The following is a 24705-nucleotide window of genomic DNA, read 5'->3' as shown; positions in this document are numbered from 1 at the left end:
TCAGTTGCTTTCTTGCGAAGCTTGGTCAGGGAGGGCGGGACATTCGGGGCCAGTGGGCGTGCCGTCATAGCGTTTGCGGCCACAATCATTCAGCTGGTGCCACACGAAGCCGCGCCCGTCCTCCATGATGGCGACGATGCGATCGACGCCGTACTCAAAATTTTCCGCGCCGAGGAACGCGAGGGCGGTTCCGGCCTCAAGGGCCTCGCCGATTTCGGTGGCATCAAAACAGTCGAACCAGTCGGGGGCGACCAAGGGGATCGCGCCATCCGCCAGCTGGTAGGTTTCGGTCAGCAGGCTGTGCGACATGGGCGTCGTGAAGCAGGCGCGGTAGCGGATGGGGGAGGACGACGCGTCGATGGAGGTGACGTTGTCGGCGATGATCTCCTCCGGCGCGCCGGTGGCCACGGAGGTGAGTTCCACCGTGTCGCCCGTGCGCGGCTCCTCGTAGAAGTGGTAGACCTGCAGGTAATAGAGCGAGATGGCTGTGATGATGGCGACCATGAGAAATCCGATCCCTACGATTTTTCCGCTCATGCTGCTTCCGGCGTCCAGCCACCGGCCTCCGACTGCACGAAGGCGTCGGCGCAGGCTTTGGACAGCGCGCGGACGCGGCCGATATAGGCCTGCCGCTCGGTGACGGAGATGACGCCGCGGGCGTCCAAGAGGTTGAACAGGTGGGACGCCTTGATGGCCTGGTCATAGGCGGGGTGCGCCATGACGATGCGTTTGCCGGTTTTGGGGTCGTCGTATGGCTCTGCCAGGATGCGGGTGCATTCGGCCTCAGCGTCCTTGAAATGCTGCAGCAGCGTGTCGGTGTCGGCCACGTCGAAGTTCCAGCGGGAGTATTCCTCCTCCGTCTGGCGGAACACGTCGCCATAGGTCAGCGCAATCGGGGATTGCGGGTCGTTATAGGGCATGTCCATCACGTGATCGACGCCCAGGATGTACATGGCGAGGCGCTCGAGGCCGTAGGTCAGCTCGCCTGACACGGGTTTGCAGTCGTGGCCGCCGACCTGCTGGAAATAGGTGAATTGGGAGACCTCCATGCCGTCGCACCAGACCTCCCAGCCGAGGCCCCATGCGCCAAGGGTGGGGCTTTCCCAGTCGTCTTCGACGAAGCGGATGTCGTGCACGGTGAAGTCGATGCCGATGGCTTTGAGGGAGCCGAGATACAGGTCCTGCATCTGCGGCGGGCTGGGTTTGATCAGCACCTGATACTGGTAGTAGTGCTGCAGCCGGTTGGGGTTCTCGCCATACCGGCCATCGGTGGGGCGGCGGGACGGCTGCACATAGGCCGCGGCCCATGGCTGTGAGCCCAGCGAGCGCAGGGTTGTGGCGGGGTGGAACGTGCCCGCGCCGACCTCCATGTCATAGGGCTGCATCACCGCGCAGCCTTGCGCCGCCCAGTAGGTTTGCAGGCGCAGGATGATCTCCTGAAAGGAGGTCGGTGTGGTGGTGTCGGCCATGACGGGTCGCCCTTCATTACGTTGGGGCTTCAATAGGCAAACCGCGGGGGGCGGTCAACGCGGCAACATGTGCGTTATCCTTGGCTTTTCGGGGGTGCGCTTGGCGGCGCAGATGATAACTTACGGCTCAAGATTCGCGACCAGCTGCTTGCGTGCGCGGACGTCACAGGGATTTGGGTATGTTTCGAGCAATTATTGCGTCTTTTTTTCTATGCGTGACCGCCAGCGCCGTCTGGGCGCAGCAGACCTGGGTGCAGGTTGAGGCGCATCCCTCGCTGCGCACCGCCGAGGACCGCGCCCGCGCCTACACCACCGCCTTTTCTGAAGTTGTGGGCTACCGACTGCCCGGCGGCTGGTACGCCCTGGCGCTTGGCCCCTACCCGACCCCCAACGAGGCGCGCTCCCGCCTGCTGGAGCTGCGCCGCGGCGGGGTGATCCCGCAAGACAGCTACATCTCGGACGGTGCGACCTATCGCAACCAGTTCTGGCCCGTGGGCGCGGCCATTGGGTCCGTGACCCCTGAAGCGCCTTCCGCGACACCTGAAGAGCCCGCCGTGCAAGACCCCGTGGCCGAAGCGGAACCGGCCGCACCGGTAGAGCTGGACGAAACCCCGCGCGAGGCCCGCGTCAGCGAACGCACGCTTGACCGCGGCCAGCGCGAAGCGCTGCAGGTCGCCCTGAAATGGTTCGGCTTCTACACCTCCGGCATTGACGGCGCGTTTGGGCGCGGCACCCGCGCCTCCATGGGCCGCTGGCAGGAAAGCAAGGGCTTTGACGTCACCGGCATCCTGACCACCAAGCAGCGCGCGGTGCTGCTGCAGGATTATGAGAGCGCCCTGGCCGCGTTGGGGTTGGGCACCGTGGACGAGCAAAAGGCCGGCATCCAGATCACCATGCCCGCGGGCCTGGTGGAATTTGACGGCTACGAATACCCGTTCGTGCAATACCGCGAAAAGGACGGCAGCGGCGTGCAGGTGCTGCTGATCAGCCAGGCGGGCGACGAGGGCACGCTGGCGGGCCTTTACGAGATCATGCAGACGCTGGAAATTGTGCCGCTGGAGGGCGAGCGCCGCAAGCGCCGGTCCGACTTCACCCTGCGCGGCGTCAGCGACACCATCCAAAGCTACACCTACGCCAAACTGTCCGGCGGCTACGTCAAGGGGTTCACCCTAGTCTACCCCGCCGCCAAGGCCGGCGACATGGAGCGGGTGATCAAGATCATGCAAGACAGCTTTGCCACCAGCGAAGGCACCCTGGAGCCCACGGATGGCGACGAAGAGGCGCAATCGGTTGACCTGCTGTCAGGGCTGGAGCTGCGCAAACCCAAGCTGTCGCGATCCGGCTTCTACGTGGACGGCCGGGGCCGCGTGTTGACCGTGGCCGACGCCGTTCAAAGCTGCGAGCGCATTACCCTGGACGACACCTATGAGGCCGAACTGCAAACCACCGCCGACGGGCTGGCGCTGCTGACCCCGAAGGACAACCTGGTGCCGCTGAACTTTGCGCGTTTCGCCACCGGGCTTGGCCGGTTGCGATCCTCGGTCGCCGTGTCGGGCTATTCGTTCGAGGGCGCCTTGAGCGCGCCCACGGTGACCTACGGCACGCTGGAGGACATCCGCGGGCTGACCGGCGACGACCGCGTGCAACGTCTGGACGTGGGCACGTTGGACGGCGACATTGGCGGCCCGGTTCTGAACATGTCAGGCGCCGTGACCGGCATCCTGCAACCTGTCGAGGCCGGCGGCCGCGCCCTGCCCGAGGGCACCATGTTTGCCACCAAATCCACCGAGGTGGCCCGGTTCCTGTCCGAGAACGGCGTGACGGCGGCGGCCTCCGACGACCAACCCCGGCTGGCGGCGGAAGAGCTGCTGGTGGCGGCTGCGGATATGACGGTTCTGGTGAGCTGCTGGTGAGGGCGCGCCGGACCGCTGGTTTGCGTCCAGGCCCGAGATAAGCCGGGACCGTCGCTGACCCGAGGGGATGCGATGCAACATCCATGTCCGGGCACTTTATCCCCGCCATGGTAGCGAGACGTTCCATCGTTTGGCGCGGTTTGCCAAATCGCTTCCCCGTGGGGCGGGTCAGCGATGGGCCCGGCGCCTACGGCTTGAATCCGGGCCTGCCTGCGCGTCGATCAAATGGCGGCTTGTCCGCTATAGCTGACGTTGGGAGCGCTAGTCGCCACTATGGATATCAGGTGTCACCCTAATCAGCGTCGGTCGGTCGGCCTTGAGCGCAGTTTGCAGGTCTTCCTGAAACGCTTTGATTGTTTGCGGGGCCTTTGCATACGCCCCGAAGGCCTCGGCCAGCTTCAGGAAGTCGGGGTTTTGCTGGATCACCGCATTTGGCGCGATTTGGGCGCGGACCATGGAGGCCTCGATCTCGCCCAGCTTGCCATTGTCCCACAAGATGATCGGCAGCGGCAGCGTCAGCTCGACCGCCGTGGCCAGCTCCATCATCGTGTATTGGAAGCCGTAATCGCCGATGATGCAGACCGTGGGCAGACCAGGACGCGCAATCGCCCCGCCAATGGCGGCCGGCAGCGCGTAGCCCAACGTGCCGAACCCGTAAGGGTGATGCCAGTGGTGGGGGCGGTCCATGGGCGTAACCTCCTTCGCCACATAGGCAAATTGGGTCATGTCGGAATAATACATCGTGTCGGCCGGGACCGCGTCCTTCAGCGCGTCGCAGAGCGGCACGATGCCCGGGCGTTCGGCGTCGGTTTGCGCGCGCCAGCGGGCTTTGGCTTTGGCGACCTCCTCCGCGGTCCACGTGGTGTTGAGCGGCCCGTTCGGCAGCCCTTGGGCCAATCCGGCAGCATCACCGCAGACAAAGATGTCGCCGCGTTGAGCGTCGCTTAACACTTCTGGGTCAATATCGATTCTGATGAGTTCAGCACGGTGACCCAAATGATCACGCCACAAATCGACCTCGCTGAGGGATGTCCCCACAGCCACCACCAGATCGGCGCTGCCGATCACCTCGGCGCTTTCCGGTCGCGCCAGATACGACCCAAAATGCAGCGGGTCATCAGCGGGGATGACCCCGCGCCCGGCATAGGTGGCGAAGGAGGCCCCACCGAGCGCGCGGAAGGCTTCCAGCCAATCGGGCTTTTGGTCGGCCGCCATCTGGTCGCGCTGGGGCGCGGCACCACCGCCGAAGATGAAGATCGGGCGGCGGGACGCGGCAAGACGATTTCGCAGCGTTTCCCAGACTGCCGGTTCACCTTGAGCGGGTAGCGCCCGCGCGGGCGGTCTTGCGGGGGCGGCTTCGGCCAACCCCTCCAATTGCCGGATCGGCACCTGAATGTGTTTGGGCCGTTTGCGGGCGGTCTGAAACTCGGTGAAGGCGCGGTCGACCAGCTGGTAGGCCGCCTGGGCACTCAGCGCAGTGTGGGACCAGTCGCAAACCGTACCGGCAGCGATTTCCTGATCCTTCATCTGATGCAGCTGGCCTTGCTTGGCCGCCACCTCGTCCAGACATGACGAGATCACCAGCATCGACACGCTGTCGCTATAGCCCTGCCCCATCGGCGTCATGATGTTGCACAGGCCCGGGCCGGTGATGACATAGCAGACCCCCGGCCGCCCGCTGGCGCGCGCATAGCCGTCGGCCATGAACCCCGCGCCCTGCTCGTGACGGGCGAGCACGTGGATCAGCCCGGCCTCCTCGATCCCGCGATACATTTCCTGATTGTGGACGCCGGGGATGCCAAAAATGTGGGTCACCCCGCGATCTTTGAGCATGTGGGAGATTTGAGCACCGAGGGGGCGCGTTTGCTGCGCCGCCGGGTTGGATGTTTGAGAAGGGGTGGCGGTCATGCGGGCGATCTCTTTGCTGTCGGGTGTGTTCGCGGTGTTGCGTCGATCAAGAACGGAGCGGGGCCGCAATTCAAGCGGTTTCGACGGGCCGCCTGCAAACAGGGCGCGCTTTCCATGCCTTCGTGATTGCTTTGGATCACGAGACCCCGCTCAGATGGCTTTGCGGATCCCGGTCGGTGTCACCCTCCCCCGATTGGCACATGGCCCAACGATGGGTTGCCTTTGGTGCATGATAGCGGGGACGCGGAGGTGTCGCAAAGAGCGGTGCTCATTCGCGCTTGTGTGGGCGAAAAGCCCGGTCATGGCCGCCAGAAATTGGCGGTGAACAGCACGTAGACGGCGAGCAATTCCAGCCGCCCGATCAACATGCCCGCGCATAGCAGCCATTTGGCCGTGTCGTTCAGCGTCGAAAAATTGCCGGCGGGGCCAATGATGTCGCCCAACCCGGGGCCGATATTGGCCAGCGACGTGGCGGCGCCGGACACGGAGGTGATGAAATCAAGGCCGGTCATGCCCAGCAAGATCGCCAGCACCCCCAGCGACACCACAAAGAGCACGAAAAAGGTCATCACCGATGAGATGACGTCGTCAGGCACCGCGCGGCCCTGATACCGCGGGTTGAAGATGCCGTGGGGCGTGTGGATGCGCCTGATCTGCGCCTTGATCGAGGAAAAGAGCAGCTGGAACCGGAACACTTTGATGGAACATGACGTCGACCCCGCACAGCCGCCGATCAGCCCCATCAGGAAGAACAACGCCACGGCGAAAGAGCCCCAAACCTCGTAATTGGCGGAGGCATAGCCGGTGCCCGTCAGGATGGAGACGGCGTTGAACATGGCTTTGCGCCAGGCCCGCTCCCCCTCGGCGTAGCCGGTTGCGATTTGCCACAGCGCCAGCATCACCACCAACACCAGCGCGATTGCGAAGAAGGTCTGGATCTGGCTGTCGCGAAACAGCGGCTTGGCGGTGCCCGCCAGCAGCTGCACGTAACGCACGAACGGCAGCGCTGCGAGCATCATGAACACCGCGCCCACATATTCGGCATTGGCCCCATAGGCCCCGAATGACGCGTCCGAATTGGCAAACCCGCCGGTGGCAATCGTGGTCATCGCATGGGTGACCGCATCCAGCACCACCATGCCCGCCGCGAGATAGGCCAACATGCAGGCCACGGTCAGCCCCAGATAGATAACGGAGATGTTGCGCGCGATCTCCCCCGCGCGGGGGAGAATTTTCCCGAATGTGTCAAAGCCCTCGGACCGGAAGATTTGCATGCCCCCGACCCGGAGTTCCGGCAAAAACACCATGGCCACGATGATGATCCCGATGCCGCCAAACCATTGCATCAACCCGCGCCACAGCTTCAGCCCCTCGGGCAGGTTGGCAAGGCCGGTAAACACCGTTGACCCGGTGGTGGTCATGCCCGACATCGCCTCGAAAAACGCGTCGATGAAGCGGGCATCGGTCGCGCCCATCACGAAGGGCAGCGCCCCAAATAGGGGCAGCGCCAGCCAGACGCCGGTGGTCAAAAGGAAGGTCTGCTGAATGGTCAGCCCCGCCCCCATGCCGTTTGACGTGGAAATGGCCAGCAATGCCCCCGTCACCGTGGTGATGATCGCCGCCTGCGCAAACGCGGGCCAATGCCCGTTGGCGGCGGCCATATCCACCACCATTGGCACCAGCATCGAGACGCCAAGGCAGGCCACCAAGAGGCCGATCACATAGCCCACCGGGCGCAGGTCAAACATGGGGCAAGGGTTGGCGCGGTCGGGCTTTGCTGTCAACGCCAGCCGCCCCTTCAGGACAGATTAATTTCCCCCCGAAAATCGCATTTCCGCCGCAAAAACGCCCCGTCGGGGGGCGATGCTTGCCAAATTGACACAAAGTGAGGGCAGTATGAGTGAATCGGATTATGTAGCGTCAAACGACTTTCAGGCGCGGCTGGCGCGGATCAGCAACGGTGAGGTGCACAGCGCCGACGGGCTGATTGTCCCCGAACGCCGCGAGGTGAAGGACGTCAAACTGACCGGCGGCCTGCTGGGAAACGCACTCTACCCGCTCAGCATTGTTGGGGCCTTCCTGCTTGGCATTCTGGCGGTTTTCTTCAGCCGCTTCGCCCGCATTCACCTACTGGGGACGGCCGATCCTGACACCGACATCATGCTGGCCTTCGCCGCCGACGGCGCCATGGCGCTTGCCATCGGCTTCATGTTCAAACAGGCGTTCCGCATGAAAGGCGCGGAATGGATCAGCGCGCAGACCATGGGCGTCACGGTGATGGTGGCCAGCATGCACAACCTCATTCACCTGCAACCAAAGCTGTTTTCGCAGATATTCACCCCCGACTACGTGGACGCGATCCTATCCTACACCGAATTCCGCACCTTGATGGCGGCCGGATACGTCCTGCCTTTCTAGCAAATTGAAGAAAACTTTATTTTAGGGTTTCGTTATTTAACAAATGTGCTAAATAAAGTGGCATGAGCATGTTACCGCCCCTCTTTGCCGCGCTGAGCGACCCCTACCGGTTCGAGATCATCGAACGGCTGATGAAAGACGGCGAAACGCCCGCAGGCGCGATCAGCGACATGTTTGACATATCCGGCCCCGCCATTTCCCGGCACCTGTCGGTGCTGCACAAGGCCGGGCTGGTGACGCGCCGCATCAACGGCCAGCAGCGGCTGTATTCCGTGCGCCCCGAAGCAATCCGCGAAGTGTCGGATTGGACCATGAACCACCGCGCATTTTGGGAAGCCAGCATGGACCGGCTTGAACAAGCGCTACTGGAGGACAAGATATGACCGACGCCGTCACGTTGCAGCGGGTGATGCCCGCCTCCGCCACCCGGGTGTTTGAAATGATCAGCCAGCCGCAAAACATGGTGCGCTGGTGGGGTCATGACGGGATGATCATCCCCGAACATGACCTGAATTTCTCGCGCCCAGGCCCGTGGCATTCGGTGATGGAGCTGCCGGATGGCACCCGCAAGATGGTGTCGGGCGAGGTCACGGAAGTCGACCCGCCGCGCTTCATCGCCTTCACCTGGGCCTGGCATGACGGCGGCCCGGGCGGGCCGCGCGGCACCGAGACCCGCGTGACAATCGAAATTTCTGAGGCAGGCGACGACAGGGCCAACATGATCCTGAGCCATTACGGACTGACCACCGACACCGCCCGCGCGGGTCACACAAAAGGCTGGCTGTCCATTTACGACAAACTGGAAAAAGGGCTGGCCTGAGCGCCGCCCGCAACTTGGAGGATTTTATATGCCCAATTTTGTTTTCGCCTTTCACGGCGGCCACACCCCCGAAGGCGAGGAAGAACAGGCCAAGATGATGGCCGAATGGGGCGCATGGTACGGCGAACTTGGCCCCAACATCGTCGACCCCGGCAACCCGGTGGGCATGTCGAAAACCGTGTCAAAAGACGGCGTGGCCGACAATGGCGGCGCGAACCCGCTTTCGGGCTACTCGGTGATTTCGGCCGACAGCATCGACGCCGCCACCGAATTGGCCAAAGGCTGCCCGATGGTCAAACACGGCAACGGCTCGGTCGAGGTGGCCGAGGTGCACCACATCGAGATGTAGCGCGCGCTACCCATTGCCGGGGCGCAACCGCCGCCCCGGCCCTTTTTTTGTTTTGATCTATTCAGGCCTCGTCCAAGGACAGTTAAACATGCGAAAATTAGCGATTTTGACCTTCGTCACCCTTGATGGGGTGATGCAAGGCCCTAGCACTGCGGAGGAGGACAGGTCAGACGGGTTCGCGCTTGGCGGATGGGCAAAGCCCTATTGGGACGAGGTGATGGCACAGGTTCAAACCCACGCCATGGCCGAGCCTTACGACTTTCTGTTTGGCGGCAACACGTTTGACATGTTCTCCGCCCATTGGCCGAAGGAAGACCAATCGGACCCTGCGGCAAAGGCCATCAACGGCTCGCAGAAATACGTGGTGACATCGCGCGAAGAGCCGTTGGGCTGGTCCTACGCCCACAAGGTGCAGGGCGACGATATTCCAGGTGAGATCGCCAAGCTGAAGGCCGAAGACGGAAAGCTGTTGCAGGTGCATGGCAGCTGCGCCCTGATCCAGCTGCTTTTGAAACACGATCTGGTGGATGAGCTGCGGCTGTGGACCTTCCCCACCATCCTTGGGTCCGGCCGCCAATTGTTCAGCGGCGGCACCGTGCCCGCCCAATTTGAGCTGACGAGGGCCGAGCCCACCCCAAACGGCGTCCTCATGAGCCTCTACAAGCGCGCACGGTAGCGGTTCGGGATTTCCTGCGAACGGTGCTCAGACCATCTTGACCAAGCTGGGCGAGAGGCGTATTCCCCCTTTTGTGGCGATTTGTTACCGGATTGCGGGCCACGTTAAACATGCCGCTAAAGAGGACGGACCGCCGCGCTAGACGCATAAGCCTCCCCCTTTTCCCGGTGGAGGCTTTTTGTTTTGGGGCTTGAGACCCCATTGAAGGATACGAACTATGACTGACTGGTCCCCCCGCACCAAGGCCGTTCACGCTGGCGTAAGGCGTTCGCAATATGGTGAGGTCTCGGAAGCGATCTACCTGACGCAAGGCTTTGTCTACGACACCGCCGAACAGGCCGAGGCGCGCTTCATCGAAACCGGCGACGACGAATATATCTACGCCCGTTACGGCAACCCGACCGTGCGCATGTTCGAGGACCGCATTGCGGCATTGGAGGGCACGGAGGACGCGTTTGCCACGGCGTCCGGCATGGCTGCGGTGAACGGCGCGCTATGTTCGATGCTGAAGGCAGGCGACCACGTGGTGAGCGCGCGCGCCTTGTTTGGGTCCTGTCTGTACATTCTCGAAGACATCCTGCCGCGTTACGGCGTTGACGTGACATTTGTGGACGGCACCGACCTGGACGCGTGGCGCGACGCGGTGCGCGACGACACGAGGGCGGTGTTTTTGGAAACCGTCGCCAACCCGACATTGGAGGTCATAGACCTCAAAGCCGTCGCCGAGATTGCGCATGCCAAAGACGCGTTGGTCATTGTGGACAACGTCTTTGCCACGCCGGTGTTCGGCCACGCGGTGCGCGACGGGGCGGATGTGGTTGTCTATTCGGCCACCAAACATATTGACGGGCAAGGCCGCTGTCTGGGCGGGGTGATCTGCGGCACCAAGGACTTCATCCGCAAGGTGGCGGAGCCCTATCTAAAGCACACCGGCGGCGCGCTGTCGCCGTTCAACGCCTGGGTGATGCTGAAAGGTCTGGAGACCGTGCATCTGCGCTGCGGCGCACAGGCGCAAACTGCGCTGAAAATTGCCACGGCTTTGGAAGGCCATGAAAAGCTGGCAAATGTCGCCTATCCGCATCTGCCGTCACACCCGCAATTTGGCGCCGCCAAACGGCAGATGGAACAGGGCGGCACGGTCATCGCGCTGGACATCAAAGGCGGCAAGGCGGAAGCGTTCCGCTTCCTGAACGCGTTGCAAATCGTGACCATTTCCAACAACTTGGGCGACAGCAAATCGCTGGTGACCCATCCGACCACCACCACGCACCAGCGGTTGAGCGACGCGCAACGGGCCTCGCTGGGGATCACCGACGGGCTGGTGCGGCTGTCCATCGGGCTGGAGGACACGGATGACCTTTTGGCCGACATAAAAGCCGCCTTGGACATGATCTGACAGGCGGGTAACGTCGTATAAATATTTTATGAGTTGGAAATCGGGCGTCGAGGCCCCATGTTTCTAAATGCGCGAACCAAAGGGGGGACTTCGATGAACGTCCACACGCCGGAAATTGACCGCTTGCCCACACGGGAAGAAGCAGAAGCAGCCTTGAAACTTCTCCGCCTGTGGGCCGAGAAGTCTTCTGACATTGAAGTTGCGGATCTAGACCCGCTTGTTGGCCGTCTGGTCCCTGGTCAGGAACTGCCCAACTACCCTGCCCTTGCGCGCGCCTACCCCGAAGAATTTGAGGTGGATGACGCCTATAAAGCGTCCATGCCCGACTTGCAAAACGGGCCGTCCTCGCTGATCCGCGGGGCCAAGCAGCATATTGAACATGTGGGCATTTCCAATTTCCGCCTGCCCATTCAGTTTCAGACCCGCGACACGTCTGAAAATGGGGGCCCGTTGCGGCTGGAAACGTCGGTCACCGGCACCGTGTCTTTGGAGGCCGAGAAGAAGGGCATCAACATGTCCCGCATCATGCGCAGCTTCTACAAGCAGGCGGATGAGACGTTTTCGTTCGGGGTGATCGAGAAGACGCTGGACGCCTACAAATCCGACCTTGAAAGCTTTGACGCCCGCATTCAGATGCGGTTCTCCTTCCCGATGAAGGTGCAGTCGCTGCGCTCGGGCCTTGAGGGGTATCAATATTACGACATCGCCTTGGAAGTGGTGGATGTTGCCGGGGTTCGGAAAAAGTTCATGCATTTGGACTATGTCTATTCGTCCACCTGCCCCTGCTCTTTGGAATTGAGCGAGCATGCGCGGCAGTTTCGCGGGCAATTGGCCACGCCGCATTCGCAGCGGTCGGTGGCGCGCGTCTCGGTCGAGATCATGTGCGACAAGGACTGCCTGTGGTTTGAGGATCTGATCGACCATTGCCGCGCGGCGGTGCCCACGGAAACGCAGGTGATGGTGAAGCGCGAGGACGAGCAGGCCTTTGCGGAATTGAACGCCGCCAACCCGATCTTTGTCGAAGACGCGGCGCGGTCCTTCTGCGAGCAGCTGCAATCTGACGACCGCATCGGCGACTTCCGCGTGATCGCGTCGCATCAGGAATCGCTGCATTCCCATGACGCCGTGTCCGTACTGACCGAAGGGGAGACCTTCGCCGCGGAAAGCATTGATCCCAAACTGTTTTCCACCCTGTTCCATGTGGGGTAGCACGATTGCTCACACGGACGGCAGCAGACTTTCCCCGAAAGTCTGACTTCAAATCCTCTTCGAGGATTTGGGCCGGAAGCAGACGCTACGCGTCGTGCTCTTCCGGCTCATCGGCGTATTTCTGGAACAGCCAGCTTTGGCTCATGAAGAACACGAACAGAGCGGCGGGGAAGCCGAAGGTTTCGATCTTCACCCAGGCATCTGTGGACATGGTGCGCCAGACAAACTCATTGGCCACGGCCAGAGCCGCGAAGGCCGCCGTCAGGCGTTTGGTAAAGATCATCCAACCCTCATTGGTGAGCGGCAGAAAATCATCCATCACATATTCCAGCCACGACTTCTTCAACAGCAGCCCGATGCCCAGCATCGTGGCGAAAAAGCCGTAGACGATGGTGGTCTTGATTTTGAAGAACTTCTCGTCGTTGAACCACACGGTCAGCCCGCCAAAGAAGATCACCATGACCGCGGTCATCACCTGCATGCGACTGATCTTGCCGGTCAGCTTCCACAGAATTGCGATGGAGGCCAGCAGCAGCGGCACGAAGGCGGCGGTGACCACGATGAAGCCGTCATATTCCGTGCCGCCGATGGTGTAGGTTTCGTCCTTCAGCCGCGTGTAGGCCACGAAGAACAGCAGCACGGGGCCAAGGTCGAGGGCGGTTTTCAGCCCCTGCGATATTTTCTTTTCTGCCATGTCTGCCTTCTAACCTGCAAATTCCACGACCACCGCGCCGGCGGCGACCAATGCCATCAATGCCAACCTTCTGGGGCCGACCTTTTCACCTAAGATAAGCCATCCGATCAGCGCTGCAAACACCACAGATGTCTCACGCAGCACCGCCGCCTCCCCCACCTTGTCGAGCCGCGTGGCCAGCATGATGGACCCAAAGGAGAAGAACGCCACGAAGGCCCCGATCAGCCCGCGGGCCATCAAAGGCCCCAGCGCCGGGCGGTTGGGGTCTTTCAACCACAGATAGCCCGCCAGCGGCGGCATGAAGAACAACCCGTCGATGAAAAAGAACCACGCCAGAAAGGTGAACGGGTCCGCCGTCGCCCGGATGCCGTAGGCGTCATAGGTGGTGTAAAGCGCCACCGTCAGCCCGGTGGCGACCGCCAGCCACAAGGCCGGGACCAGCGTATCGCGGTCGACCGTGATTGTGCGCAGATTGTAGGCCGCCAGCCCGTAAATCCCGCCGAGCAGCAGCAACACCCCCGCCCATTGGCCCAGAGTGAAGGTCTCCCCGAAGATCAGATAGGCGCCAATGACGGCAAAGAGCGGCCCCGTGCCGCGCACCACCGGGTAGACCACCATGTAGGCCCCTTTGGTATAGGCCCAGGCCTGCAGCAGCTTGTAGGCCACGTGGATAACGTAGGCGCCCGCAAAGATCGGCCACATATGCGGTTCGGGCCAGGGCACGACGAACAGCGCGAAGGGGGCGGCGATCACGCCGTAGCTGAAGTCAATCGCACCGCGCGACAGCCACGGATCATGTGTGCCCTTTTGCAGCGCGCCGAAAACCGCATGAAGAAGCGCCGCCATAACGGCGAGAACAAGGGCCGCCTGATGGCCCGCCGCCGAGCCTTCGAGGGAGGTGATCCAGGAGCTCACTATTCAGGACTTCGCGCGGGTGGCGCGGTTGGATTTTGCATATTTTTGGCAGAAAGAAGCCGGATGCGGCGCGCGCTGCCTTTGAAGGGCGCGCGTTAACCTTAATGTCGGGTTAATGTGTTGTGGCACCGGTCAGGGCCTGCGCGAATTCTTCGGGGTCAAAGGCGGCAAGGTCGTCGATCTGTTCCCCCACCCCGATGGCGTGGATCGGCAGCCCGAATTTGTCGGCCAAGGCAACCAGAACCCCGCCCTTGGCGGTGCCATCAAGCTTGGTCATCACCAGACCGGAGACATCCGAGATGTTCTGGAACACCTCCACCTGATTGAGCGCGTTCTGCCCCGTGGTCGCATCCAGCACCAGCAGCGTGTTATGCGGCGCGGTGTCGTCTTTCTTGCGGATGACGCGCACGATCTTGGCGAGTTCTTCCATCAGGTCGGCGCGGTTTTGCAGCCGGCCCGCCGTGTCGATCATCAGCAAGTCCGCGCCATCGGCTTCGGCCTTGGTCATGGCATCAAAGGCGAGGCTGGCCGGGTCCGATCCTTCCGGCGCGGTCAGCACAGGAACCCCTGCCCTGTCCCCCCAGACCTGCAACTGCTCCACGGCCGCGGCCCGGAACGTGTCACCGGCGGCGATCACCACCTTCTTGCCGGCTTGCTGGAACTGGCTGGCCAGCTTGCCGATGGTCGTGGTTTTGCCCGACCCGTTGACGCCCACCACCAGCACCACCTGCGGGCGTTTGGGGTAGAGCGGCATCGGTTTGGCCACGGGCTCCATGATCTTGGCGATTTCCTGGGCTAAAAGCTGCTTGATCTCATCGGTGGACAGCTTCTTGCCAAAGCGTCCCTCGGCCATGTTGGCCGTGACGCGCAACGCGGTCTCGACCCCCATGTCGGCGGAGATCAGCAGCTCTTCGAGCGCTTCCAACATGTCATCATCAAGCTCCCGCCGGATGACGGTTTTCTTCTCCGTGCGCCCCAGAAGCCGGCCAATGAGGCCGGGTTTTTTGGCGGGTTCCTGCGGCGCGTCCGGGGTTTGCAGCAACGCGGCGGCTTCGGGTGCATCAAGGGCTGCGGCCACATTTGCCTTGGCGTCTTTCAGCGCCTGATCCTCGGCGGCGGCTTTTTCTTCCGCCAACTTGGCCTCTTCCGCCAGACGCGCGGCTTCGGCTTCTGCGCGCGCGGCGTCTTCGGCGGCTTCCTTTTCGGCGCGGGCCTTTGCGGCGGCCTCCTCGGCCTGCTGCGCCTTTTCGCGTTCGGCGGCCTGGCGGGCTTCTTCGGCCAGGCGTTCCGCTTCTGCGGCTGCTTTGGCTTCCTCTGCCTCCCGCGCGGCGCGTTCCTCGGCGATGCGGGCTTCTTCGGCTTCGCGGGCCTGGCGGGCGGCCTCTTCTGCCGCGCGCGCCGCTTCGGCGAGACGGGCTTGTTCGGCGTCTTGCGCGTCTTTCGCCTCTTTCGCCAGGCGCGCGGCTTCGGCGGCGGCTTGCGCTTCGCGCTCAGTGGCTTCGGCCAGGCGTTTGGCTTCGGCTTCCTGTGCGAGGCGGGCCTCTTCTGCTTCTTGAACGCGGCGGGCTTCCAGGGCGGCGGCTTCTTTGGCCAAACGGGCCTGTTCCGCCTCTGCGGCGGCTTGTGCCTCGCGGGCTGCCGTCTCGGCTTCTTCAGCAAGGCGCGCTTCCTCGGCCAAACGAGCTTCTTCGGCTCGCTGTGCCTCTTCCGCCAAACGGGCCGCCTCTGCCGCACGCGCTTCTTCGGCGGCGCGGGCCTCTTCGGCGGCGCGCGCTTCTTGTTCGGCCTGTTGTTGGGCAAGGCGGGCGTCTTCGGCGACGAGGACGTCTTCTGCCGCCGTGTCAGCTTCGACAGTGACCTCGACCTCTTCCTCCACACCGCCATCGGCGACAATGGCATCAAGCCCCTCATCCAGCTTCTTGGAGGATTTGAAGAGCTTGTTTTTCAGCTTTTTGAAGAAGGACATGGCCACCCGGAAATCTTGCGTCCCTTCCACCTAATACGCAGGCGACCCGGTGAAAAGGTGTTGGTTGACAGTTTCACCGCTGCGACCCAAGCGTTGGGGTTGTGAAATATTTGGTTTTTCTGTTCTGGGCGCTCTGTGCTGGCCCGGCTTTGGCGGAGGCGCACCGGACCGACGCGCCCGGGCGGCTGTGCAGTGACGGCAGCTTTGGGCCAGTGCAATGCATCCGCGCGGCGCATTTCGTGTTTGACACCTGCCAGATGCTGGAAACCTCCGCCCGGCGGCATTTTCTGGACCCGGGCTTCTTTGCGCGGCTGATCTGGCAGGAGAGCCGGTTTGACCCCAACGCGCTGAGCCCGGCCAATGCGCGCGGGATTGCGCAATTCATTGACAGCACCGCCAAGCTGCGCGGGCTGCAAGACAGCTACAACCCGGCGGAAAGCCTAGAAAGATCAGCGCAGTATCTGGCGTTCCTCACCCAAGAATTTGGCAATTTTGGCATGGCGGCTGTGGCCTATAATGGCGGGGAGGCCCGCGCGGCGGGCTTTCTGGCGGGCACCGGCGGCCTGGCGCAGGAGACGGTGGACTACGTGCAGATTATTACCGGACTGCCCGCCGAAACCTGGCGGGATATGCCGCCCAAAGCGCATGATTTTCGACTGAACAAGGACCTCAGCTTTATGGAGGCCTGTTTCGATCTGGCGCGCAACCGGCGGCTGACCAAGTTCAAAGCCCCCGCCCCCCGCTTCGCGCCTTGGGGGGTGCAGGTGGGGTTCGGGCAGACCAAAGCGGCGTCTGAAGCCTCCGTGACGCGGTTGACGGGGAGCTGCCGCGCGCTTGTTTCAAGCGAAAAGTTGGAGTTTGTGCCGGTCAAAAACCGCGTGTCGGGGCGCAAAGGGTTCCTGATGGCGCGGATTGGGCGATCCACCCGCGACAAGGCGGTTGCGCTGTGCCGTCAGATGCGGCGACAAAATTGCGTGTGCCGGGTGTACAAGAACCCTTAGATTTCCTCCTTGAAGTGCTGCATCACCAGCCGGATCGGGTTGGGCGCCGCCTGCCCCAAGCCACAGATCGAGGCGTCGGCCATGGCGGTGCAGACCTCCTCCAGAAGCGGCTGATCCCAGCTGTCGGCCTGCATCAGCTTGACCGCCTTTTCGCAGCCGACCCGGCAGGGCGTGCATTGCCCGCAACTTTCATCCTCGAAAAACCTCAGCATGTTGAGCGCAGCCGCCTTGGCGCTGTCCTTATCCGACAGGACGACCACCGCAGCCGAGCCGATGAAGGTTCCAAGCGGTTGGAGCGTGTCAAAGTCGAGCGGTACATCATTGATACTGCTTGGCAAAATGCCAGATGAGGGTCCGCCGGGCTGGTAGGCTTTGAAGCTGTGACCCTCGGCCATACCGCCGCAGGCCTCGATGATATCAGTGATGGTTGAACCAGCGGGCAGCAAGTGAACACCGGGGTTTTTGACGCGGCCCGACACGGAGTAGCTGCGCAGGCCCTTGCGGCCGTTTTTCTCGGTGCTGTTCAGCACCTCCGGCCCTTCGCGACAGATGCGGGCGATCCAATGCAGGGTTTCGACGTTATGCACCAGCGTGGGGCGGTCAAAGATGCCGACTTGCGCCACGTAGGGCGGGCGGTGACGCGGGATGCCGCGCTTGCCCTCAATGCTTTCGATCATCGCGGATTCTTCGCCGCAGATGTATGCCCCGGCCCCGCGGCGCAGGTCGATATAGCCTTCTTTGACGAGACCCGCCTCTTCCAAGGCTTTGATTTCGCGCGCCAAAATATGCAGCACGGCGGGGTATTCGTCGCGCATGTAGATGAAGCAGGTTTCGGCCTCCACCGCCCAGGCGGCGATCAACATGCCTTCGAGGAACAGGTGCGGGGTGCGTTCCAGATAGTATCGGTCTTTGAAGGTGCCGGGCTCGCCCTCGTCACCGTTGACGGCCAGATAGCGGGGCCCGGCATTGCCGCGCACGAAGCCCCATTTGGTCCCAGATGGGAAGCCCGCGCCACCAAGCCCGCGCAGCCCGCTTTCCTTGATCTTGGCCTGCACGTCTTCCCAATTGCCATTGGCCCGCAAGTCTTTCAGTGCGGCATAGCCACCGCTTGAGCTATAGGTCGTAAGGTCTTGATAATCTGGGATAGTTGGGTGGGTGTGGTCAGAGGAAATCGCCTCCTGAACCTTCTCAACCGTGGCGTGGTCGATATGGGCGTGGCCCAGTTCCAGCGTGGGCGCGGTGTCGCAACGGCCCATGCAGGGCGCGCGCAAGACGCGGACTTCGGACGCATCCAGCCCGTCTTCCAAAGCGGCTTTCAGCTGCTGCGCCCCGGCCAATTCGCATGACAGCGAGTCGCAGACGCGGATGGTCAGAGCGGGCGGCTTGGCCTCGCCTTCTTTGACCACGTCAAAATGGGCATAGAAGCTGGCGACTTCGTAAACCTCGGCCTGAGACAGGCGCATTTCTTCGGCCAGAGCGCGCAGATGCGCGGCGGACAGGCAGCCATATTTGTCCTGGATCAGGTGCAAATGCTCGATCAGCAGGTCGCGGCGGCGGGGCAGATCGCCCAACAGCGCCTTGACCTCGTCCCACGCGGCATCGTCCAGCTGGCGACCCTTGGGGTGGGACCGGCCCTTGCCTTTGCCCGATTTCCAGACGCCCTTTTTGTCGTCCGATTTGTGATCCAAAGCCATTGGCCGCACCTCTCCCGTCAGGTTTGGCACAAAATAGCCGCGCGCGGGCTTTTCTGACCACGGCAAAAACGACCTAATAGGCGGCCTTCGCGCAGCTTGAGCCCCGCCCGTGCCGCGCAGGTTCCATCATTTTGGCACAATCGTAGGGCAAAAGGCACGTAACGTAATGATCTGAGTGGTTTAGTCGCTGATGCCCCGTTCCTTTCTGGCTTTCGCCGTGGTGACACTATTGCCCCTGCCCCTGCTGTTGGCAGGCGCGTTGTTTGGCGGCTGGGCGCCGTGGTTGGCTTTGGCCTATGTGACGCTTGTCATGGCGGGTATCGACGAGTTTCAGCCCGCGCTGTCCTATGACGGCGAGGCGGCAGAGCAGGACGAGGCCGATTTGCTGTCTCAAATGCTGGCCGGGACCCATCTTGTGTTGCTGCTGATCACCATCTGGTCGCTCGCAGGCGGCGGCCCGGGGCTGTTCAGCCTGTCCGGCATCGCGCTGTTCTTGGGCGCGGGGCTGTTTTTCGGGCAGGTTAGCGCGTCAAATGCCGCAAGCCTTGTGCACCGCCAAGAGCCGCAGATGCGGATGCTGGGCACCGCGCTTTACATCTCTCTCCTCTCAGGGCACCGCGCCACGGTGGAGCCTTACGTGCATCACGTCTATGTCGGCACCAAACATGACCCGATGACCTCCCACGAGGGGGAGAGCCTGTGGCAATACCTGCCCCGCGCCCTGCTTGGCGGATTGCGCACCGCCGTGAAGGTGGAAAAGCACCGCCGCGCCAGCAGCGATTTGCCGATCTGGCACCTGTCCAACCCGCTGCTTCAATACGCAGGTGGCGCGGTCGCCATGCTGCTGGCCGCCCTGCTTGTTGCGGGCCCGGGCGGGCTGGTCGTGTTCATCCTGCTCTGTGCATTCGCCCAGCTGCAGATGACCATCCGCGACTATGTACAACACCACGGGCTGACCCGCGCATTGGACGCCAACGGGCAGTATGTTGCTGTAAACGCAACACATTCATGGAACGCGCCACATTGGCTGTCGGCGCTTTGGATGCTGAATGCGACCCGCCATTCCGACCATCACGCCAACCCCGCAGGCCCCTACACCCAGCGCGCCGCACCGCCGCGCGGGGAAGTGCCAACCCTTCCCCATTCCCTGCCGGTCATGGCCGGGATTGCCCTGCATCCGCCGACATGGCGCAAAGTGATGGAGCCGCATCTGGAGGCCTGGCGCGACGCTTAGGCGCGAGCGACCCGCACGGGGTTTTCAAAGCCGCCCCAGTTTGCAAAGCTGGCCCCATGTTGACCCACGCCTTGTCCCGCCTCGCCCTGATTGCAACCCTTGCCCTGACCGCCGCACCCGTCATGGCGCAGGACGGCGGCAACAAGTCCACGCCGCAATCCGAAAACATCATGAGCGCCGAGACCTTTGAGAGCTTCGTCAAAGGCACCACGCTCTATTTCAACCGGGGCGGGCAGCCATACGGCGCCGAGCAATACAAAAGCGACCGTCGTGTGATCTGGACCTTCCTTGACGGGCGGTGCGAGCGCGGGGCGTGGTACAACGACGGCGCCACCATCTGCTTTGTCTACGAGACCCAGTCAGAGGCGCAATGCTGGAATTTTCTGGAATCCGGTGGCCAGAAACGCGCCCGCGTGATCGGAGCTGATCCCGCCGACGATCTGTTTGTTGTGGGCCAGGACAAGCGCGACCTCAGCTGCCCCGGACCCGGCGTTGGGGTCAGTTACAGCCCCGCTGATTGAGTATTTTTGCCAAAACGAAGCCGGTTAGTCTTCAAATAGCGATGTCTGTTCTGGCGGCTGCGGCTTAGGTTTCTTGGGCTTTGCGGGCGTCGCCCCCATTGCGAACCTACCGTCTTTGAACTGCACCTCGAGCGCATCCGCCGATTTCGCGGCCTTCTTGCTGGTCACAATCGCCTCTCCATCCCAAACGACAGCGTAGCCGCGATCAAGCGTGGCCTGATAGCCGAGCGTTTCGCGCAAGCGGTCGAGGCGGGCCAATTCGTCGTGCCACGCCCCCATCTGGCGTGTAGCGGCATTAGAGGCCGCCCTTGTGGCGCGGGTCAGGCGATCACGCTGGCCGGATATTTCACGCGACAGCCCGGCCGGTTGCAGCCGCAGCTGATCGAGTTTTGCGCGCGCCTGCGCGGCGCGGCGTTGCAAAGCGCTTCCCAACCGGTCCGAGGCGCGGTCGAGCTGCGCTTTCATGCGGTCGGTTTTTTGCGTCAGGATTGACGGGCGCAGCGGCGCGGCGCGGCGTTCGAACTCCACACGTTTGACCTGCGACGCCCCTTTCAGGGCCGCAGGTAGACGGGCCGCGACCGCATCAAGGCGCTGCTCTGCGCGGGCGGTCAATTCGTCGGCACGCGGCAACGCGCGGGACAGGTCGCGCAAACGGTCGCCGCGCCGCCCAATCTGGGTGCTCAGCGCCCGGGTCAGGCGGCTGTCATAGCCGTCCAGTGCCGCCATCAGATCAAGCCGCACCGGCACGGCCATCTCGGCCGCCGCCGTCGGCGTGGGTGCACGGCGATCTGACACGAAGTCGATCAGCGTCGTGTCGGTCTCATGCCCGACGGCCGAGATAAGCGGAATGTCAGATGCCGCCGCCGCGCGGGCGACGATCTCTTCGTTGAAGCCCCACAAATCCTCGATCGAGCCGCCGCCGCGTGCGACGATCAGCAGGTCCGGGCGCGGCAAAGCGCCACCCGGCGTCAGGGCATTGAAGCCGTTGATCGCCGCTGTCACCTGCGGCGCGCTGTCCTTGCCCTGCACCGCCACGGGCCAGATCAGCACCTTGCGCGGGAAGCGGTCGCGCAGCCGGTGCAGGATGTCGCGGATCACGGCCCCTTGGGGCGAGGTCACTACGCCGATGATCTCGGGCAGGTAGGGCAGCGGCTTTTTGCGTTCCTCGGCGAACAGACCTTCGGCCTGCATCGCCTTCTTGCGCTTTTCCAGCAACGCCATCAGCGCGCCTTCGCCCGCGACCTCGATCGTGTCGACATTGATGTTGTAGCGCGACTGACCGCCGAAGGAGGAGACCTTGCCGGTGACGATCACCTCCAACCCCTCTTCGGGCAAGGTGCCGAGGCCTGCGACCTGCCCTTTCCAGGTGTTGCAGGAGATGACGTTCCGGTCGTCCTTCAGGTCGTAATACATGTGGCCGGAGCCCGCCTTCATAACCCTGCCAATCTCACCTCGGACGCGGATGCGGCCAAAGGCCCCTTCCAGTGTTTTCTTCACCGCGCCGGAAATTTCCGAGACGGTGAATTCGGGGGCGTTGGGGCTGGGGCTGTCGTCGTCGAGAAGGTCCATGCGGGTCGCTCTTGTGGTGGCGTTTGGCAAAGCTTAGAACGTGCGCAAACTGAGGGGAAGCGGCGATGAACATTCTAATTCTGGGCTCCGGCGGGCGCGAACATTCATTGGCCTGGGCGGTGAAGCAGAACCCCAAATGCGACCGGCTGATCGTGGCCCCGGGCAATGCCGGGATCGCGGGCGTGGCGGAATGCGCGCAGCTCGACATCATGGACGGCGCGGCGGTTGTCGAATTTGCCGCCGCCCAATCGGTGGATTTTGTCATCATTGGCCCTGAGGCGCCATTGGCCGCGGGCGTGGCTGACGCGTTGCGCGCAGCCGGCGTTTTATGTTTTGGCCCTTCGGCGGCGGCGGCTCAGTTGGAAGCCTCCAAGGCCTTTACCAAAGAGATTTGCGACGCCTCCGGCGCGCCCACGGCGGGCTACGCCAGGTTCACCAACGCCACCGAGGCCCGCGCCTATGTCGAGGCGCAAGGCGCGCCGATTGTGATCAAGGCGGACGGGTTGGCCGCCGGCAAGGGCGTGGTTGTGGCGATGACACTGCAAGAGGCCGTCGCCGCCGTGGATGACATGCTGGGCGGCGCCTTTGGCGAGGCGGGCGCGGAAGTGGTGATTGAAGAGTTCATGGACGGCGAAGAAGCGTCGTTCTTCATTCTCTCGGACGGCACCAACATCCTGCCCATTGGCACCGCACAGGACCACAAGCGCGCCTTTGACGGCGACGCGGGCCCCAACACAGGCGGCATGGGGGCCTATTCCCCCGCCCCGGTGATGACGGATGGCGTTGTGCAAAAGGCGTTGGACGAGATTGTGCAGCCCACCGTTGATGAGATGGCGCGGCGCGGTACGCCCTATCAGGGCGTGCTTTACGCGGGCTTCATGATCAAGGACGGCCAGCCCCGGCTGGTGGAATATAATGTGCGGTTCGGCGATCCGGAATGCCAGGTGCTGATGATGCGGCTTGGCGCGCAGGCGTTGGACCTGATGCTGGCCTGCGGCGAGGCGCGGTTGGGGGAGGCGCAGGTGCATTGGGCCGATGACCACGCGCTGACCGTGGTGATGGCGGCGGATGGCTACCCGGGCAGCTATGACAAAGGCGCGCGGATTGGTGGTCTGGATGCCTTGCCGGAGGACAGCATGAACATGGTGTTTCATGCGGGCACCGCATTCAAGGACGACCACGTCGTGGCCAGCGGCGGGCGGGTCTTGAACGTCACCGCGCGCGGCGACACATTGGCCGAGGCGCGCGAAAGCGCGTACGCGATGGTGGACAAGATTGACTGGCCGGAGGGCTTCAACCGCACCGACATCGGCTGGCGGGCGCTAGGATAGCGGCGCGCCTTCGCAGATCACCGGGTCCTGGCTGATATCGGTGATCGTCTGAACCTGGAAGGATTGGGTCGACATGACCATCAGCTGACCGTCCATATCAAAGGGCATCCAGCAATTGTCGGGGTTCGGAAAATCCTCGTAGAGAAAGCACATCAGCTCCCCCTTGATGGAGATATCCCCGTAGGAGCATCGCCCGTCTGATTGGGCCCAGACCGACTGTTTGGGACTGAGGAATTGCTCAACCCACGCGACGGAGCCAGATCTTTGATGGAAGAAGGTCAGGGTGTTGCCGTTGGCCCGGTCCAGAAATTCCTGCGGGGTGATCTTGTCTTGCGCAGCGGCGCTTGTGGTGACCAGTGCGCCCGCAAGCAGTGCCGCCCCGCGCGTCACTGGCAGGCCAAGGCCGCTTTGAAGCTTGCGGGGCCAGCGAATGGCCCGATGTCGTCGGCTGACAGCTCTGATCCGTCAAACCGGATGGCCGCAAGTCGCTGCCAATTGGCGGTCGCCACCACCATCTCGGGCCGCCCTGCGCAGTCGCGCACCCCGCCGGAGATGAAGTCTTCCCCGATGCGGTGATTGGTGAGCCCGCCCAGCGCTGCCACCTCGCTGAGTGCGCCGTCTTGGAACCGCCACAGCCGCAACGTCTTGGCCAGATGCGGGCGGTCGATATAGCCCAGCTCAATATGGCCATCCCCGTCAAAATCGGCAGCGCCGATGGGCGCGAGCCACCGGTTGCGGGTGCCGATATGCGGGGTGGAGGCGATCTTGCCAGTGTCGTCATATATGGCGAGCGCCGCGCCGGTGTTGGCCTGGCTTTCGACCACCACCACTTCGACATCGCCGTCGCCGTCCACGTCCACCAAACGGGGCGCAAGGTCTTCAAACACCCGGTCCTGGGGCAGCGCCATCTTGAACGTCAGCCCGTCCATCCGATCCGTGTGGATCAACAACGAGCCGTATTCAATCGCATCGCCCAGCACGCCATGCGCGTAACGCGTGGTTGGGTCGGCATATTCTGCTCCCAGAATGTCGGCTTTGGCGCCTGCGCCGCTGGCAACCAGTGCTGCGGCCAGCACCGCGCGGCGGGCGGATGGGACCAACAAGCACCGCGCCAGACGCCGCGCCTTGTCCGGAAGAGATGCGATCAAATCTGCTTCTCGGGCATCTGCACCACAAGACCGTCCAGCGCGTCAGACACTTTCAGCTGGCAGGTCAGCCGGGATTTGGTCGCGTCTGGCTCGTAGGCGAAGTCCAGCATGTCCTCTTCCATCGCCTCTTTGGCGGGCAGCTTTTCGACCCAGGCCGCGTCCACATAGACGTGGCAGGTGGAGCAGGCGCAGGCGCCGCCGCAATCGGCCTCGATGCCGGGGATGTTGTTGTCGCGCGCGCCTTCCATCACGGTCAGACCGTTGGCGACGTCCACGATATGCTCTTTGCCGCCATGTTCGATATAGGTGATTTTTGCCATTACGTATGGTTCCTCGATGCAAAACTGTTGGCTGCGATTTAGGGCAGTTCTTGCGGGTTTGCCAACCCCTGATGCGGTCCGGCCTGCGGCGCGAAAGTCGCACCTTTGCGTGAGGCCGTGTTATGAGGCTTTGTAGACGCGCCCGCAGATGCTA

The 24705-nt window shown here is 62.8% G+C and carries 24 protein-coding genes and 1 riboswitch; of the genes, 12 read left to right on the top strand and 12 right to left on the bottom strand.

Annotated elements, in window-relative coordinates:
* Both Q0899_RS01685 and Q0899_RS01680 read right to left on the bottom strand, forming a co-directional pair.
* The gene (locus Q0899_RS01685; RefSeq protein WP_299190932.1) at window positions 1-537 is read right to left on the bottom strand and encodes a DUF6446 family protein; all 537 of its coding nucleotides are present in this window, start codon (window positions 535-537) and stop codon (window positions 1-3) included.
* Window positions 534-1469, bottom strand: coding sequence for a glycine--tRNA ligase subunit alpha (locus Q0899_RS01680; protein WP_299190931.1), 936 nt, complete (start codon window positions 1467-1469; stop codon window positions 534-536). Before Q0899_RS01680 ends, Q0899_RS01685 begins: the two co-directional genes overlap by 4 nt.
* Window positions 1470-1648: 179 nt before the next feature.
* Between Q0899_RS01680 and Q0899_RS01675 the strand changes: the two genes are divergently transcribed.
* Window positions 1649-3382 (top strand): serine protease, encoded by a 1734-nt coding sequence (locus Q0899_RS01675; RefSeq protein ID WP_299190930.1) that lies wholly within the window; start codon window positions 1649-1651, stop codon window positions 3380-3382.
* Window positions 3383-3643: 261 nt separating this feature from the next.
* Here Q0899_RS01675 and Q0899_RS01670 read toward each other — a convergent pair whose 3' ends face one another.
* Window positions 3644-5290, bottom strand: a complete 1647-nt coding sequence (locus tag Q0899_RS01670; protein WP_299190929.1) for a thiamine pyrophosphate-binding protein — start codon at window positions 5288-5290, stop codon at window positions 3644-3646.
* A 299-nt stretch (window positions 5291-5589) separates the two neighbouring features.
* The gene (locus Q0899_RS01665; RefSeq protein WP_299195179.1) at window positions 5590-7038 is read right to left on the bottom strand and encodes a TrkH family potassium uptake protein; all 1449 of its coding nucleotides are present in this window, start codon (window positions 7036-7038) and stop codon (window positions 5590-5592) included.
* Between the two features lie 148 nt (window positions 7039-7186).
* Between Q0899_RS01665 and Q0899_RS01660 the strand changes: the two genes are divergently transcribed.
* The 7 genes from Q0899_RS01660 to folE2 all read left to right on the top strand — a co-directional run bounded on the left by Q0899_RS01660 (window position 7187) and on the right by folE2 (window position 12158).
* The gene (locus tag Q0899_RS01660; RefSeq protein WP_299190928.1) at window positions 7187-7708 is read left to right on the top strand and encodes a hypothetical protein; all 522 of its coding nucleotides are present in this window, start codon (window positions 7187-7189) and stop codon (window positions 7706-7708) included.
* Between the two features lie 68 nt (window positions 7709-7776).
* On the top strand, window positions 7777-8091 hold the full coding sequence (locus Q0899_RS01655; RefSeq protein ID WP_366941471.1) for a metalloregulator ArsR/SmtB family transcription factor: 315 nt from the start codon (window positions 7777-7779) through the stop codon (window positions 8089-8091).
* Window positions 8088-8528 (top strand): SRPBCC domain-containing protein, encoded by a 441-nt coding sequence (locus Q0899_RS01650; RefSeq protein WP_298292348.1) that lies wholly within the window; start codon window positions 8088-8090, stop codon window positions 8526-8528. Before Q0899_RS01655 ends, Q0899_RS01650 begins: the two co-directional genes overlap by 4 nt.
* A 28-nt stretch (window positions 8529-8556) precedes the next feature.
* Window positions 8557-8877: a YciI family protein gene (locus tag Q0899_RS01645; RefSeq protein WP_298292349.1), complete on the top strand. Its 321-nt coding sequence runs from the start codon at window positions 8557-8559 to the stop codon at window positions 8875-8877.
* A gap of 88 nt (window positions 8878-8965) precedes the next feature.
* Window positions 8966-9553 carry a dihydrofolate reductase family protein gene (locus tag Q0899_RS01640; protein ID WP_299190927.1) on the top strand — a complete coding sequence of 196 codons (588 nt, stop codon included), beginning with the start codon at window positions 8966-8968 and terminating at the stop codon, window positions 9551-9553.
* Window positions 9554-9616: 63 nt separating this feature from the next.
* A riboswitch (SAM riboswitch) is annotated at window positions 9617-9694 on the top strand.
* 76 nt (window positions 9695-9770) lie between these two features.
* The gene (gene metZ / locus Q0899_RS01635) at window positions 9771-10949 is read left to right on the top strand and encodes an O-succinylhomoserine sulfhydrylase (RefSeq protein ID WP_299190926.1); all 1179 of its coding nucleotides are present in this window, start codon (window positions 9771-9773) and stop codon (window positions 10947-10949) included.
* A 93-nt stretch (window positions 10950-11042) separates the two neighbouring features.
* On the top strand, window positions 11043-12158 hold the full coding sequence (folE2, locus tag Q0899_RS01630; RefSeq protein WP_299190925.1) for a GTP cyclohydrolase FolE2: 1116 nt from the start codon (window positions 11043-11045) through the stop codon (window positions 12156-12158).
* Window positions 12159-12243: 85 nt separating this feature from the next.
* On the opposite strand, the gene Q0899_RS01625 is transcribed toward folE2, so the two are convergent.
* From Q0899_RS01625 to ftsY, 3 genes are all read right to left on the bottom strand, one after another.
* Window positions 12244-12852 (bottom strand): inner membrane-spanning protein YciB, encoded by a 609-nt coding sequence (locus Q0899_RS01625; RefSeq protein WP_298292356.1) that lies wholly within the window; start codon window positions 12850-12852, stop codon window positions 12244-12246.
* A 9-nt stretch (window positions 12853-12861) separates the two neighbouring features.
* Window positions 12862-13767, bottom strand: coding sequence for an EamA family transporter (locus Q0899_RS01620; RefSeq protein ID WP_299190924.1), 906 nt, complete (start codon window positions 13765-13767; stop codon window positions 12862-12864).
* A 112-nt stretch (window positions 13768-13879) separates the two neighbouring features.
* Window positions 13880-15274: a signal recognition particle-docking protein FtsY gene (ftsY, locus tag Q0899_RS01615; protein ID WP_299195176.1), complete on the bottom strand. Its 1395-nt coding sequence runs from the start codon at window positions 15272-15274 to the stop codon at window positions 13880-13882.
* A gap of 560 nt (window positions 15275-15834) precedes the next feature.
* On the opposite strand from ftsY, the gene Q0899_RS01610 reads away from it, so the two are divergent.
* Window positions 15835-16734, top strand: a complete 900-nt coding sequence (locus Q0899_RS01610) for a lytic transglycosylase domain-containing protein (RefSeq protein ID WP_299190923.1) — start codon at window positions 15835-15837, stop codon at window positions 16732-16734.
* Here Q0899_RS01610 and Q0899_RS01605 read toward each other — a convergent pair.
* Window positions 16731-18428, bottom strand: a complete 1698-nt coding sequence (locus Q0899_RS01605) for an NAD(P)H-dependent oxidoreductase subunit E (RefSeq protein WP_299190922.1) — start codon at window positions 18426-18428, stop codon at window positions 16731-16733. The genes Q0899_RS01610 and Q0899_RS01605 overlap by 4 nt on opposite strands.
* Window positions 18429-18618: 190 nt before the next feature.
* Here Q0899_RS01605 and Q0899_RS01600 point away from each other — a divergent pair, with 190 nt between their 5' ends.
* Together Q0899_RS01600 and Q0899_RS01595 are read left to right on the top strand one after the other, a co-directional pair.
* Entirely contained in the window at window positions 18619-19662 is a 1044-nt protein-coding gene (locus Q0899_RS01600; protein ID WP_299190921.1) for an alkane 1-monooxygenase, read from the top strand.
* A 56-nt stretch (window positions 19663-19718) separates the two neighbouring features.
* Window positions 19719-20183, top strand: a complete 465-nt coding sequence (locus Q0899_RS01595) for a hypothetical protein (RefSeq protein WP_299190920.1) — start codon at window positions 19719-19721, stop codon at window positions 20181-20183.
* Between the two features lie 24 nt (window positions 20184-20207).
* Here the strand turns inward: Q0899_RS01595 and xseA are convergent, their stop codons facing one another.
* Complete coding sequence (xseA, locus tag Q0899_RS01590) at window positions 20208-21752, bottom strand: exodeoxyribonuclease VII large subunit (RefSeq protein ID WP_299190919.1); 1545 nt, start codon at window positions 21750-21752, stop codon at window positions 20208-20210.
* A gap of 65 nt (window positions 21753-21817) precedes the next feature.
* On the opposite strand from xseA, the gene purD reads away from it, so the two are divergent.
* Complete coding sequence (gene purD / locus Q0899_RS01585; RefSeq protein ID WP_299190918.1) at window positions 21818-23083, top strand: phosphoribosylamine--glycine ligase; 1266 nt, start codon at window positions 21818-21820, stop codon at window positions 23081-23083.
* On the opposite strand, the gene Q0899_RS01580 is transcribed toward purD, so the two are convergent.
* From Q0899_RS01580 to Q0899_RS01570, 3 genes are read right to left on the bottom strand one after another with little or no spacing between them, the layout of a single operon-like run.
* Window positions 23075-23473: a hypothetical protein gene (locus tag Q0899_RS01580; RefSeq protein ID WP_299190917.1), complete on the bottom strand. Its 399-nt coding sequence runs from the start codon at window positions 23471-23473 to the stop codon at window positions 23075-23077. The genes purD and Q0899_RS01580 overlap by 9 nt on opposite strands.
* Entirely contained in the window at window positions 23470-24231 is a 762-nt protein-coding gene (locus Q0899_RS01575) for an FG-GAP-like repeat-containing protein (RefSeq protein WP_366941473.1), read from the bottom strand. The genes Q0899_RS01580 and Q0899_RS01575 overlap by 4 nt, the downstream gene beginning before the upstream one ends.
* Window positions 24228-24551, bottom strand: coding sequence for a 2Fe-2S iron-sulfur cluster-binding protein (locus Q0899_RS01570; protein ID WP_299190916.1), 324 nt, complete (start codon window positions 24549-24551; stop codon window positions 24228-24230). Before Q0899_RS01570 ends, Q0899_RS01575 begins: the two co-directional genes overlap by 4 nt.
* Between the last annotated feature and the right edge of the window lie 154 nt (window positions 24552-24705).

This window comes from uncultured Litoreibacter sp. (assembly GCF_947501785.1).
GTDB lineage: Bacteria > Pseudomonadota > Alphaproteobacteria > Rhodobacterales > Rhodobacteraceae > Litoreibacter.
The sequence above is the reverse complement of the archived record's forward strand: the minus strand, read 5'-3'. Positions and strand labels throughout refer to the sequence as shown.